Source organism: Ruegeria sp. HKCCD7303 (genome assembly GCF_013111185.1).
Lineage (GTDB): Bacteria > Pseudomonadota > Alphaproteobacteria > Rhodobacterales > Rhodobacteraceae > Ruegeria.
Genome location: NZ_WVRE01000002.1, coordinates 920,590 through 933,298, shown reverse-complemented (window position 1 = coordinate 933,298; position 12,709 = coordinate 920,590). Strand labels below are relative to the sequence as shown.

The 12,709-nt window shown below is 57.0% G+C and carries 12 protein-coding genes; 6 read left to right on the top strand and 6 right to left on the bottom strand.

Annotated features, from left to right (window positions below):
- The first annotated feature begins 40 nt into the window (after positions 1-40).
- Positions 41-1,297, top strand: a complete 1,257-nt coding sequence (locus tag GS630_RS09215; protein ID WP_253285857.1) for a cytochrome-c peroxidase — start codon at positions 41-43, stop codon at positions 1,295-1,297.
- Between the two features lie 7 nt (positions 1,298-1,304).
- Here the strand turns inward: GS630_RS09215 and GS630_RS09210 are convergent, their stop codons facing one another.
- Both GS630_RS09210 and GS630_RS09205 read right to left on the bottom strand, forming a co-directional pair.
- Positions 1,305-2,816 (bottom strand): CRTAC1 family protein, encoded by a 1,512-nt coding sequence (locus tag GS630_RS09210; RefSeq protein ID WP_171619373.1) that lies wholly within the window; start codon positions 2,814-2,816, stop codon positions 1,305-1,307.
- Positions 2,806-4,023: an ROK family transcriptional regulator gene (locus tag GS630_RS09205; RefSeq protein ID WP_171174933.1), complete on the bottom strand. Its 1,218-nt coding sequence runs from the start codon at positions 4,021-4,023 to the stop codon at positions 2,806-2,808. The genes GS630_RS09210 and GS630_RS09205 overlap by 11 nt, the downstream gene beginning before the upstream one ends.
- A 192-nt stretch (positions 4,024-4,215) precedes the next feature.
- Here GS630_RS09205 and xylF point away from each other — a divergent pair, with 192 nt between their 5' ends.
- From xylF to xylA, 4 genes are all read left to right on the top strand, one after another.
- Complete coding sequence (gene xylF, locus GS630_RS09200) at positions 4,216-5,196, top strand: D-xylose ABC transporter substrate-binding protein (protein ID WP_371732105.1); 981 nt, start codon at positions 4,216-4,218, stop codon at positions 5,194-5,196.
- 75 nt (positions 5,197-5,271) lie between these two features.
- Entirely contained in the window at positions 5,272-6,570 is a 1,299-nt protein-coding gene (locus tag GS630_RS09195; RefSeq protein ID WP_171174929.1) for a sugar ABC transporter permease, read from the top strand.
- On the top strand, positions 6,570-7,367 hold the full coding sequence (locus GS630_RS09190) for an ATP-binding cassette domain-containing protein (protein WP_171174927.1): 798 nt from the start codon (positions 6,570-6,572) through the stop codon (positions 7,365-7,367). Before GS630_RS09195 ends, GS630_RS09190 begins: the two co-directional genes overlap by 1 nt.
- A 10-nt stretch (positions 7,368-7,377) precedes the next feature.
- Positions 7,378-8,685 (top strand): xylose isomerase, encoded by a 1,308-nt coding sequence (xylA, locus tag GS630_RS09185; protein ID WP_171619371.1) that lies wholly within the window; start codon positions 7,378-7,380, stop codon positions 8,683-8,685.
- 44 nt (positions 8,686-8,729) lie between these two features.
- Here xylA and GS630_RS09180 read toward each other — a convergent pair whose 3' ends face one another.
- Positions 8,730-9,155: a VOC family protein gene (locus tag GS630_RS09180; RefSeq protein ID WP_171174923.1), complete on the bottom strand. Its 426-nt coding sequence runs from the start codon at positions 9,153-9,155 to the stop codon at positions 8,730-8,732.
- A 191-nt stretch (positions 9,156-9,346) separates the two neighbouring features.
- Between GS630_RS09180 and GS630_RS09175 the strand changes: the two genes are divergently transcribed.
- Entirely contained in the window at positions 9,347-10,750 is a 1,404-nt protein-coding gene (locus GS630_RS09175; RefSeq protein ID WP_245223141.1) for an MATE family efflux transporter, read from the top strand.
- Positions 10,751-10,759: 9 nt separating this feature from the next.
- On the opposite strand, the gene GS630_RS09170 is transcribed toward GS630_RS09175, so the two are convergent.
- The 3 genes from GS630_RS09170 to GS630_RS09160 form a co-directional block, all read right to left on the bottom strand.
- Complete coding sequence (locus tag GS630_RS09170; RefSeq protein ID WP_171174921.1) at positions 10,760-11,857, bottom strand: M56 family metallopeptidase; 1,098 nt, start codon at positions 11,855-11,857, stop codon at positions 10,760-10,762.
- Positions 11,844-12,239, bottom strand: coding sequence for a BlaI/MecI/CopY family transcriptional regulator (locus GS630_RS09165; protein ID WP_171174919.1), 396 nt, complete (start codon positions 12,237-12,239; stop codon positions 11,844-11,846). Before GS630_RS09165 ends, GS630_RS09170 begins: the two co-directional genes overlap by 14 nt.
- A 65-nt stretch (positions 12,240-12,304) precedes the next feature.
- Positions 12,305-12,706 (bottom strand): DUF2160 domain-containing protein, encoded by a 402-nt coding sequence (locus GS630_RS09160; protein ID WP_171174917.1) that lies wholly within the window; start codon positions 12,704-12,706, stop codon positions 12,305-12,307.
- Between the last annotated feature and the right edge of the window lie 3 nt (positions 12,707-12,709).

Below are 12,709 nucleotides of genomic sequence, written 5' to 3'. Positions count from 1 at the left end.
GAAAGCTCGGATTTCGGCAGCTTCAATAGGCTTTTGGCTGATGGCATCAGCACTTCAGGCGCAGGACCTTGGACCCGTTCCGAAATTTCTTGAGCCGGACCTGGAACGTGTCGAACTGGGACAGTTGTTGTTTTACGACCCCATTCTTTCGGGGAACAAGAATATCAGTTGCTCCACCTGCCATCATCCGAAACTGGGCACGTCTGATGGGCTTTCACTTGGAATCGGAGAAGGCGGTGTGGGGCTTGGGGCCGAGCGTAAGATCACTCAGGATAACTCTCCCGAACAGCGGATTCCGCGAAACTCGCCGGGCCTGTGGAATCTTGGTGCGTTGGAATTCACAACTTTTTTTCATGATGGTCGGCTGGAGGCTGATCCGTCACAACCTAATGGCATCAGAACGCCATTGGGGACGGATATGCGGCGCGGCTTTCAATCGGCTCTGGCTGCGCAAGCGATGTTCCCGGTGCTTTCACCTGACGAGATGGCGGGTCACTATTCTGAAAACGAGGTGAGCAAGGCGGTACGGCTTGGCTTGTTGACCCAGGAGGGCGGGGCCTGGGACCTGATCGCGGCGCGGGTGGCGGGGATACCGGAGTATTCGCAGCGGTTTGAGGACGTCGCGCCCGGGGAAGAGATCACCTTTACCGCCATCGCCAATGTCATCGCGGATTTCATCGCTTTTGAATGGCGGGCAGATAACAGCCTTTTTGACCGCGCGATGCGGGGTGAAGAAACTCTGCCCGCGACAGCGCAATTGGGTATGACCCTGTTTTACGGTGAGGCCGGGTGCAGCAGTTGTCATAGCGGATGGTTCCAGACGGATCACAGTTTCCATTCCATCGCCATGCCCCAGATCGGCCCCGGAAAAGCGGCCAGGTTCGAAAACCACGTGCGCGATGACGGGCGGTTGCGCGTCACAGGGGATGCAAGGGATGCGTTTGCTTTTCGCACGCCCTCATTGCGGAACGTGACACTGACCGCGCCCTATGGGCACAGTGGCGCGTATGCTGAGCTTGAAGATGTGGTGCGTCACCATTTGGATCCTGTGGCAGCCTTGCGCAATTATTCGGTCGAGAAAGCCGAACTGCCCGAATTTGATGGCGCGCTGGATGCCCAGGCTATGCAAGACCCCACGCATGTGGAGGCAATTGCCGCCTCAAACACATTGGCCCCAATGAGCCTGAGCGATGATGACATCAACGCCATCCTGAGTTTCCTTGGCACTCTGGAGGACCCGGCAGTTCGGTTGGGGGTGCCCAAGACGGTTCCAAGCGGTTTGCCCGTTGACCAATAGTCAGCGGTCAGCGGCTAAGGCGTATCACCTGATTGGGGTTGGCGGTCCGCCAATCACTTGCTTTGCCATCGGGCCAGATCACCCTGATCTGTAAGCTTTCCGCATCGCCCAGACCAAAGTGGTGAAATCCAGCAATGCCACTGGCATGACCGCCGCCAACTGTGACTTCCCGGGTCTGCACTCCGGCGTCCGTTTTGACCTCGATAAAACTGCCGATGGCCAAGCGGTTGGGTTGTGCTTGACCCACATCCACCATCAACCAGTTGCCATTTTGCGGCTTGTTCTGAAAAACCTCCAGTGATGAACCGCGATTGACGACCACCATGTCCAGCCAGCCATCCCCGTTCAGATCGGCCAAGGCCCCGCCGCGGGACTTTGCCATAGAAGCCACGCCCGCTTGTTCTGCTGTTTCGACAAATTGCCCATTGTCGTTTTGTATCAGTAGGTTGTTTGGATCGGTTTGAGCGGCGTCTGGCATCTGTTCGACATTGCCCTTAGCGACAAAAATATCGTCCCGCCCGTCATTATTAACGTCACCGAATTGGGCGTGCCAGCCGGTTGAAGGACGACCATCACCACCTGTGTGTGGCCTATGTGCTGTCGTCCCCCGATCATAGGTTGCGTCCCGCCATGTTGGCCCCTTAGTCGACGGATCGAATGTCTGGAATTTTTGATCCCCCATCGAGGTCAGGTAGACGTCTGGAAACCCGTCGCCGGTCAAATCGCGCGAGGCGATGCCCATGCCCCAGATCGAATAAGGCAGCCATCCGTCTGCGTGCCCATAAAGCCGTGGGGTGTCCTCCATCGCCCAAAGTTGCTCTTGCCCGTTGCGCACATAGTAGTGACGGTCGTTGCTGACACGCAGATCCGCACGCCCCGACCGCGCCCAGTCGGAAAACAGAATTGAGAGGGAACAGTGCCCCGGTTCCAGATGAACAGGGGCGCCATATGAGCTGTCATGCGGTCGGTACAGCAAGGTCGGCCCGCATGTCTCAAATGGTCCATCGGGGTTGTTGCGGTCAACGTAGGTGCCAAACGCCAGCGTGGGCAGCGCTTGCCCGCTTTCCCAAGTGGCAGAGAAACCCGTGGTCCAATGATCCTCAGAAGTGAAGTTCAGCGAGTTGAAAAGGTCGAACGCGCAATCCGGCCCGCCGCGCAGCAACAGATCTGAACCCACGCGCAGAACTGCCAGGTCAAGCAACCCGTCGCCATCTACATCCAGCGGATATGCGCCGGTCACACCAGTCAGGGACAAAGCGCTGGGCGTGTCTGCCCGAAACTGAATGTCTTCCTCGGATACGTTTACAAAAAACTGCGCTGGGTTTGAACCTCCGGCAGCAAAAAGTTCGGGGCGGTCGTCGCCATTACAGTCGAAAACAGCGACCCCACCGCCCACAAAATGTTCCCACCCGCCGTCATAGATATGGGGTTGAACGTCAACGCCAAAAAACTGCGGGGAAGGCGCATCCGCCGCAACGGTTGTTGCTGTGGTCAGCAGGAAAGCCAAACTAGTTCGCATGTGCCGCCAATTCCCTGACTTTCAGAATCGAGACCTGTTCGATTCCATAAGCAGCCGCCCCCTTTGCCCACATTGAATCCCCCCAGTGATTCACTTTGATCGCGGGCAGGGGTGCGTCAACGCTGACGACACCGTTTCTGATACGCGTCATTACGTCTTCCGAGTGCAGATATTCAAAACTGCCCCTTGTGCCGGACAGGATAATGCATTCCGGATCGAACAAATTGATCAGGTTCGAAACCCCCATTCCAAACATTTGACCGGCCCGGGACAGTACGGAAATCGACCGAGCATCGCCGGCATTTGCGGCCGTAAGAATATCTGTAAGTGTGCGAGGATCCGTGGCCTGGCTGGCAATCGTCGCTTCGCGGATCAACGCGTATTCTCCGACATAGGCTTCCAGACATCCGCGCTGTCCGCACTGGCACAGCGCGCCGTCCAGTTGAACCTTCAAATGCCCGAACTCCGCGCCGCATCCGCGCTCGCCGCGATAAAGTTTGCCATCAACGACGATACCCAAACCGATGCCGTGTTCGATGGTCACAACCAGAAATGTTTTCAGCCCTTTTCCCAGCCCAAACAATTGCTCGGCCTTGGCCACCAGATTGGCGTCATTTTCGATAAAGGCGGGGCAGGGCAGCGCCTTGGACAAGAGCGGGCTCAGGTCTACGTTGCGTTCTGTCAAAGAAGACGACCAATGTACAAAGTTCTTTTCTGCGTCGATCAACCCCGCAATGCCGATACAGACGCCGGACAGATCAGACAGCGACCGGTTCGCAGTGCCACAGGCAAGGTCAAGGGCAGTGCGGATCGTTTGTGTGAAGATTTCGGGTGCCATACGCGCCTCATCCAATGGATGGGTATAAGAGGCGATTTCGGTACCTTCGAAATCCACCAAGATGACCGAGATCTGATGCCGCGCGACCTTTACACCCGCAATCATGTGACAACCGCCGTGCAGTTTCAAAAGCACACGTGGCCTGCCACGACGTGTGGATTTTGACTGCGACTCCCCTTCAATTTCCTGGATAAGACCGGCGGACAGCAGGTCTGCTGTGGCAGATGTGATTGTTGCAGGACTGGTTTCAAGCGCCGTGGCGATGTCAATTCGCGAGATGGCTTCGGTTGCGCGAATCTGCTCCAGCACCCGCAATCGGGTGATGTTTCTTTGGTCCGTGGCGTTTGAAGAAGCTTTGCTTTTCAGCATCTTGCCCTCGCGAATCTAATCCCTGTTTCAACCTAGGCGGTTTTTTCTGTTACCGATAGCATAAATATTTTACCGACTGAAATAAATATGCTACTCAGAATTATCGGGGCCACGAATCATGAAGCGATGGCTCAATGAAACCGGGAGGAAATCATGAAAAGAATTCTCAGCGCTTCCGCTGTGGCGGTGTTGATGGGTACGGCCGCTTTTGCCGAACCTGTTGTGGGCGTCAGCTGGTCGAATTTCCAGGAAGAGCGTTGGAAGACCGACGAGGCCGCGATCAAAGCCGCGCTCGAGGCGGGTGGAGCCGAATACATTTCGTCGGATGCGCAATCGTCCTCGGCCAAGCAGTTGTCGGACATTGAAAGTCTGATTGCTCAGGGCGTTGATGCACTGATCATTCTGGCACAAGACTCTCAGGCCATTGGTCCGGCGGTTCAGGCAGCCGCTGACGAGGGCATTCCAGTTATCGCGTATGACCGCCTGATCGAAGATGACCGGGCGTTTTATCTGACCTTTGACAACGTAGAAGTTGGCCGGATGCAAGCGCGCGCTGTATTCGACGCGATGCCCAAGGGTAATTACGTGATGATCAAGGGTTCGCCCACCGACCCGAACGCGGATTTCCTGCGTGGTGGTCAGCAAGAGATCATCCAGGGCGCCGTTGACAGTGGTGACATCGTGATTGTGGGTGAGGCTTATACTGACGGCTGGCTGCCTGCGAACGCGCAGCGCAACATGGAGCAGATCCTGACAGCGAACGAAAACAACGTTGATGCCGTGGTCGCCTCGAATGACGGTACTGCTGGTGGCGTTGTTGCTGCTCTGACCGCGCAAGGCATGGACGGTATTCCGGTCTCGGGCCAGGATGGTGACCACGCGGCGCTGAACCGTGTTGCCAAGGGCACGCAGACCGTCTCGGTTTGGAAAGACGCACGTGAGCTAGGCAAAGCTGCCGGTGAAATCGCGGTTGCGTTGAGCAGCGGAACAAGCCCTGCGGATGTCGAAGGCGCGATCAGCTGGACCTCGCCCGGTGGCACCGAGATGAACTCGGTCTTCCTGGCGCCTGTGCCGATCACCAAGGACAACCTGACCGTTGTGGTCGACGCGGGCTGGATCCCGCTGGAAGACCTTTGCCAGGGCGTCGAAAACGGCCCTGCGCCCTGTAACTAAACCAAGTTCCAAATCACAACGTCTCTGGCCCGCAAGGGTGGGCCAGAGATCATAGCTGAACATGAAAGATCGGATATGACCGAAACTTCGTCTCAGCCGGTACCCCAAAAAGCAAAGGCCAACCTGTTCCAGCAGCTGGAACTGGATATGCGGCTATTGGGCATGATCGGCGCCTTCATCATCCTGTGCATCGGCTTCAACATCGTTACGGATGGCCGTTTTCTGACACCCAGAAACCTGTTCAACCTGTCGATCCAGACCGTTTCGGTTGCGATCATGGCTTGTGGCATGGTGTTCATTATCGTCATGCGCCATATTGACCTGTCGGTTGGGGCGCTTCTGGCGACCACATCTGCGGTCATGGCGATGACTCAGACCGAGCTATTGCCCAACGTATTGGGAATGGGTTTGAACCACCCGGCGACCTGGGCGATCACTTTGGTCGTGGGTCTTGTGGTGGGCACATTGATCGGCGCCTTCCATGGTTGGATGGTGGGCTACCTGACCATTCCGGCCTTTATCGTGACGCTTGGCGGTTTTCTGGTCTGGCGCAACGTTGCCTGGTACATGACCGATGGCCAGACAATCGGCCCGCTGGACAGCACCTTCCTGATGTTCGGGGGGACAAACGGCACGTTGGGAACTACCGTCAGCCTTTTGTTCGGCCTTGCCGCCACTGCTATTGCAATCTGGGCGTTGTGGAGCGGCCGCCGGTCCAAAGCCGCCCACGGGTTCCCTGTGAAACCTGTTTGGGCTGAGACAACTCTGGCTGGAATCATTGGCATCGCCATCATGGGCTATGTCCTGATCGTCAACAGCTATGCAATCCCGACCCGCCGTCTGGAACGGATGTTCGAAGCGCGGGGTGAGACCATGCCCGAGGGGCTGATTGTTGGCTACGGCATTCCGATCTCGGTTCTGATCCTGATCCTGGTGGCCGTGACATTGACCGTTGTAGCCCGCAAAACCCGCTTTGGCCGTTACATCTTTGCCACTGGCGGCAACCCGGATGCGGCAGAGTTGTCCGGTATCAACACGCGCATGATGACCGTCAAAATCTTTGCTCTGATGGGATTCTTGTGTGCGTTGTCAGCGGTTGTGGCCTCGGCCCGTCTGGCCAACCACTCGAACGATATTGGCACGCTGGATGAACTGCGCGTGATTGCTGCTGCGGTGATCGGTGGAACCGCTCTGTCGGGTGGTATTGGTACGATCTACGGCGCAATCCTTGGTGCTTTGATCATGCAGGCGCTGCAATCGGGCATGGCCATGGTCGGCGTGGATGCGCCGTTCCAGAACATCGTCGTCGGCACTGTCCTGGTTTTGGCTGTCTATATCGACATCGTCTATCGCAAACGTCTGGGGGCGAAATGATGCAAGCTCAAGAAACACAGAACCAAGCTTCGGGCCGTGGTTCCGGCCAGCCTCCGCTTGTGGAAATGCGCGATATCTCGATTTCTTTCGGGGGCATCAAGGCGGTAGACCACGTCTCAGTTGATCTGTACCCGGGCGAAGTTGTGGGCCTACTGGGGCACAATGGGGCCGGTAAGTCCACTCTGATCAAGGTGCTTTCGGGCGCCTATCAGATGGACCATGGTGAAATCCTGATTGATGGCAAGAAGGTTGAGATCAACAACCCGCGTGACGCGCGCGCCAACAATATCGAGACGATCTATCAGACGCTGGCGCTGGCAGACAATCTGGATGCAAGCTCGAACCTGTTTTTGGGGCGCGAGATGGTCACCCCCTTTGGTCTGGTCAACGATGCTGCGATGGAGGCTGAGTGCCGCAAGATTATGGCGCAGCTGAACCCGAACTTTCAGAAGTTCAACGACCCGGTTTCGGCCCTGTCGGGTGGTCAGCGGCAATCGGTGGCCATTGCGCGCGCGGTGTATTTCAACGCACGCATCCTGATCATGGACGAGCCTACGGCCGCGCTGGGTCCGCATGAAACGCAAATGGTGGCGGACCTGATCCAACAGCTAAAGGCGCAAGGCATCGGGATTTTCCTGATCGACCACGATGTGCACGCGGTGATGGAGCTGTGCGACCGGGCCTCGGTCATGAAGAACGGGCAATTGGTTGGTACCGTGGACATCCCTGATGTCACCGATGACGACCTGTTGTCGATGATCATTCTGGGCAAGAAGCCCGGCGAAAAGACGGAATGAGGTAAGCGAGATGACGAGCGGTTTCTTTCAAGGGATCGAGCAGGTCCAATTCGAGGGCGAGGGCAGTAAGAACCCGCTCGCATTCCGTAACTACAACCGGGACGAGATCGTCATGGGTAAACGCATGGAGGATCACCTGCGTTTTGCCGTGGCGTGGTGGCATTCGTTCGCGTGGGAAGGGGGGGATCCGTTTGGAGGCCCCACTTTCGAGCGCCCCTGGCATCCGCAGGACGACATGGGCCGCGCCAAGATGAAGGCCGATGTGGCCTTTGAGATGTTTGAAATCTTGGGGCAACCTTACTTCTGCTGGCATGATGCGGACATTCGCCCCGAACAGGGAAATTTCGCCGACAATTTGCGGACACTGAACGAGGTCACCGACTATATCGGTGAAAAGATGCAGGTGTCGGGCACCAAGCTGCTGTGGGGCACGGCCAATATGTTCAGCCATCGCCGCTGGATGGGTGGTGCCAGCACCAACCCTGATCCCGATGTCTATGCTTTTGCCGCAGCCACGGTGAAATCCTGTCTGGACGCCACCCACAAGCTGGGCGGCGAGAACTATGTGCTTTGGGGCGGGCGTGAAGGGTATGAGACGCTGCTCAACACCGACATGAAGGCTGAACTGGATCATATGGGCCGTTTCCTGAACATGGTGGTCGAGTACAAGCACAAGATCGGGTTCAAAGGCGCGATCCTTGTTGAGCCCAAACCTCAGGAGCCGTCAAAGCACCAGTATGATTTTGACGCTGCCACCTGCATCGGGTTCCTGCGCAAGTACGGTCTGGAGGATGAGGTCAAACTGAACCTCGAGCAGGGGCACGCGATCCTTGCGGGGCATAGCTTTGAGCACGAGATCGCCGTGGCCACAGCCGAAGGGATGCTGGGGTCCATCGATATGAACCGGAACGATTATCAATCGGGTTGGGACACGGATCAGTTTCCTAACAACACGCCCGAAGTCGCGCTGGCCTATTACCACATTCTAAAATCAGGCGGGTTTACCTCGGGCGGCACCAATTTCGACGCCAAGCTGCGCAGACAATCCATCGACGCCGAAGATCTGATTGCCGCGCATGTGGGCGGGATGGACATCTGCGCTCGGGGCCTGAAAGCTGCGGCTGCAATGCTTGAAGATGGCGGTTTGGAACAGGCGCTGGCTGACCGCTACGCAGGCTGGAAGACGCCCGAGGCACAGGCGATGCTGAGTTCCGGTTTGGACGAGATTGCTGCGCGGGTTTTGGCCGAGGGGATCAATCCGCAGCCGCGATCGGGTCGTCAGGAAATGCTGGAAAACTACGTCAACCGATTTGTCTGAGGGCCAGGGTCCGGGAGAGGGCGGTTGGCTCCGCCCTTTGCGGATCAGTCGTCCTGAACGACCTGCTGATGGACTTCGATCACATTGCCTTCGGGGTCGTGAAAGAACACCTGATGCCATTCTTTCGCAAACGTTGTGCCATAGTCTGAATAGGGGATGCCGCGTTCGTCCAGCAGCTTCAGGAAGGCGGGTAGATCATCGGTGCGAAAGGCGATGTGGCCGCGCTCGACTGGGTTGATCACCCGCCCGTTCTTGAAGGCCACGTCAAAGGCGCGCTGGGCCAAATGCATCTGCATGTTGCCTTCGGTCGCAAAGCGGATTTTGCCGTCATAGCCGCTGTCTTTGTCAGCTTCGGTGCGCGGGAAATTATCCTGCGGGATATCATCCAGCCCCAGCACGTTAGTGTAAAAATCATGCATACGATCAACATCATCAGCCACGAAGTTGATGTGGTGGAATTCCAGTTTCATGCTCTGCCTCACCTCGGACAATTGGTGTTTCGGCAGTTCTAACACGTCCTCATGGGGCTGTAGATGGCAAAACGGGATAGCGGGTTGTGTCGGGTGTTCATCCGCGACCATAAAGATCGGAACGAAACCGTTGACCCGTGGCGGCGATCTGTGATGCTGGCGAGATAACACACCGACCACCACAGGTTAGAATGTCCAACCAATCTCAAACCGAAGCCGTATTCCTGAGCGGCAGTCTGATGCGGCACGTCACCCGCATGTCGTTGACGACAAGCATCGGGCTGATGGCAATTTTTGCCGTCGACTTTGTGGACATGGTCTTCATTTCGATGCTGGGCAACGACGCGCTGGCGGCGGCGGTGGGCTATGCGGGAACGCTGCTGTTCTTCACCAATGCGATCAATATCGGCCTTTCGATTTCTGCTGGGGCACTGGTCGCGCGCGAACTAGGGGCGGGGCGCGCCGAGCAAGCCCGGCACTATGCCTCCAGTGTGGCGGTGCTGGGTTTGATCGTCGGGTTGGTCGTACCCGTTCTGGTCTTGTTGAACCTTAGCCATCTGTTGTCATTGCTTGGCGCAGAAGGTGAGGTTCTTAGGCTGGCAATGCGCTATGTCTCGATCATCCTGCCGACAATGTGCGTCATGTCGATTGCCATGGCGGCCATGGCCGTGCTGCGCGCTCGTGGCGATGCACGACGGTCGATGATGGCAACGATCTATGGCGGAGTGGTGAATGCCGTTCTGGACCCGATCCTGATCTTTGCTGTGGGGCTGGGGCTGGATGGGGCCGCGATTGCCTCGGTTCTGGCGCGGCTGTGCATGCTGGCGGCGGCGCTATGGCCCGCGTTGCGGGTTCATCAGGGCTTTGCACGCCCGTCTTTGAAGCAGGTGGCACAGGACTTGCGCCCTGTGCGGGCCATCGCGATTCCTGCCGTTCTGACAAATGTAGCTACGCCCATTGGGAATGCCATCGTTGTGCGGGAAATTGCGCAATACGGAACGGACGCGGTGGCGGGTATGGCCGTCATAGGGCGGCTGCTGCCAGTGGCCTTTTCGGTCATCTTTGCCTTGTCGGGGGCAATAGGGCCAATCATCGGGCAGAATTTCGGAGCTGAGAAATTCGATCGGGTGCGCACGGCCTTTCTGGCCGGAATCAAATTCACGGGGCTTTATGTTCTGGGTATGGCTGCGATTCTGTTTCTCTTGCGGGCGCCGATTGCGGATTTGTTTGCGGCCGAAGGTGAAACTCGGGTTCTCATTTATTTGTTCTGCGGACCTCTGGCGCTGGCATCGTTTTTCAACGGTGTGATTTTTGTTTCGAATGCCAGCTTTAACAATCTTGGGCATCCAGTCTATTCAACTTGGATCAATTGGGGGCGTCACACGGTAGGAACCTGGGTTTTCGCAACCATCGGATCAAATCTCGCGGGGGCGTCCGGTGTTCTGTTGGGACAAGCTTTTGGCGGCGTCATTTTCGCCTTAATCAGCTGGGTCATGGTTGAGCGCGTGGTTGGCCGACTAAGACGTTCGCTCGCGCCCGAACCATTTGTGGATCAGGGCCGGATTCATTCCCTGTTTGGGCGCCGCGGCTGGTAACGCATCGCATCAGTTGCCCTGATTGCGTGCCTCAAGACGTTCCAGATTGACCACGGTCGACAGCATAAGACGGTCATGACTCCAGTCTTGTGTTTGCTGGATCGAAGCCGCCCCAAGCGCCAGAAGGGTGGCGAACGTCAGTGACATGCCAAGAAACACCGCCGGCAAAGGCGTCTCGGCGGGCTGTGCATCGGTCAATGCAATCACGCGCTGACGCAGTACGCGTTTGGCTTTTCCACCGGTCACAAAGGCAACGTTTAAGACGCGCGGATTTCTTGTTGAAAGAGTGCGCGCGCAATAGTCCAGAAGACACGTGGTATATTCGCGCGCATCGATCCTTTTGCGCGCAACAACGGATTGGTCACATGCCAGTTCACGCAAGCGGCCGAATTGGTACTTGAGCATCAGGTATGCCGGATTCCAGAACAGCAGAGGGCGCAGAAGCTCAAAGCCGAGTTCCCATTCCACATCGCCCGCGCGAATGTGCTGAAACTCATGGGCCAGCGCAAAGCGTAGCTCGCGCGGTGTGTCCAGAAGATGGCTGGGCAGAACGACATGACGACGGCGCAGACCACGCACCGCGAACGGCACGGTAATGCGATCAGAGAGGCGGATATCCACCTTTGCCGATTGCCGCCAAAGGAAGCTGGACCTGACCGTTTGTCGGATCATCACTGCGTCCCGTAAAGCTCGAATGGCATATACAGCCGCAGCGACAGCGAACAGGGCGGCGAGTGAGATGAAAACGGGCTGCTGTCCTGACAAAGCAAGATCAACCCATCTTTCACGTGTATTCAGCAGGGCCTCGAACTGCACGGCAGGCATGGCGATATCACCGCGCAGATAAGCGGCAACTGCTATGTCACCAAGGGCGACGGCGCTCCCCGGCCATGCGTGAGCGGCCAAAGACGACACACCCAACGCTAGAAAAGGGCTGATCAGAATACAAATGCACAGAACCTTGAGAGCGCGCAGCTGTGCGACATAGCCATGGCGCAGAGTCGTGCGGGCCAGGGCGACGCGTGCCATCAACCAGATGGCAGCCGACAATGCCAGCACTATGTTGAGTTCGATATATGCGTCGAGAACCGGTCTAACCGCTGTCATTTTGCAGTCTCCTCTCTACCAGCGCTCGAATGTCCTCCAGGTCGGCTTCGCTCAGCCCGGCATCATCGACGAGCCGTGCCACCAGTGTAGCTGGGGTGTCGTCGAACAGAGTGCGGGACAGGTTTTGCAGCGAACGGGCCTGATATCTGTCCTTTTCCAAAAGCGGCGTATAGATCAGGGTTTTTCCTGACTTGCGGCTTTCCACAAAACCTTTTTCATCCAGAATACGCAGGATCGTGGCACCAGACGTATAGGCCAGATTGCGTTCTGAGGGCAGGCGGTCCAGGACATCGCGCACCGAGCCTTCCCCGAGAGCCCAGAGCTCGTTCATGAACTCCAGTTCGACCTCGGTCAGCAGATTAGTCGTCTTTTTCTTTCGCATCGATCTCGGTGTCGTCATGGTTCGTATGCCTGACAGACAAGCATCCTTTCGCTGTTTCGCAAAGCTTAAACTTTCCAGAAGACGAAGATACCCCAGCCGATCGACAGGAAAAGTGGCGTCCAGACAGGTTGTCCGACAATTCCCAGCCAGGCGAGGAAGATATAGGCCGAGCCGAGAAGCGTGATGAACAGCCTGTCGCCCAATGTGGTCGTCAATCCCAGCACACCACGCCGTTCGATCCCATCGCGGTACTTGAACCCTTCGAGCAAGCCAATCAGGGCGATTGCCGAAAAAATACCGACGAACAGGGCCAGAGTTGCTGGCGTCCATGCCATCCAGAAATCGGGCCAAAGGGGATCGGTCCAGGAAAACCCCTTTTCTTCTTGCTGGCCGACATTGCCCCAACCCGCTTGCTGAGCGACAGCCATGGTGGGCAGGAAGGGGAGGGTGAATAGTAGTTTACGCATATC

Coding starts and splice junctions, on each gene's coding strand:
- GS630_RS09215 (WP_253285857.1), top strand. CDS start 41: ATGGCATCAGCACTTCAGGCGCAGGACCTTGGACCCGTTCCGAAATTT.
- GS630_RS09210 (WP_171619373.1), bottom strand. CDS start 2,816: ATGCGAACTAGTTTGGCTTTCCTGCTGACCACAGCAACAACCGTTGCG.
- GS630_RS09205 (WP_171174933.1), bottom strand. CDS start 4,023: ATGCTGAAAAGCAAAGCTTCTTCAAACGCCACGGACCAAAGAAACATC.
- xylF (WP_371732105.1), top strand. CDS start 4,216: ATGGGTACGGCCGCTTTTGCCGAACCTGTTGTGGGCGTCAGCTGGTCG.
- GS630_RS09195 (WP_171174929.1), top strand. CDS start 5,272: ATGACCGAAACTTCGTCTCAGCCGGTACCCCAAAAAGCAAAGGCCAAC.
- GS630_RS09190 (WP_171174927.1), top strand. CDS start 6,570: ATGCAAGCTCAAGAAACACAGAACCAAGCTTCGGGCCGTGGTTCCGGC.
- xylA (WP_171619371.1), top strand. CDS start 7,378: ATGACGAGCGGTTTCTTTCAAGGGATCGAGCAGGTCCAATTCGAGGGC.
- GS630_RS09180 (WP_171174923.1), bottom strand. CDS start 9,155: ATGAAACTGGAATTCCACCACATCAACTTCGTGGCTGATGATGTTGAT.
- GS630_RS09175 (WP_245223141.1), top strand. CDS start 9,347: ATGTCCAACCAATCTCAAACCGAAGCCGTATTCCTGAGCGGCAGTCTG.
- GS630_RS09170 (WP_171174921.1), bottom strand. CDS start 11,857: ATGACAGCGGTTAGACCGGTTCTCGACGCATATATCGAACTCAACATA.
- GS630_RS09165 (WP_171174919.1), bottom strand. CDS start 12,239: ATGCGAAAGAAAAAGACGACTAATCTGCTGACCGAGGTCGAACTGGAG.
- GS630_RS09160 (WP_171174917.1), bottom strand. CDS start 12,706: ATGCGTAAACTACTATTCACCCTCCCCTTCCTGCCCACCATGGCTGTC.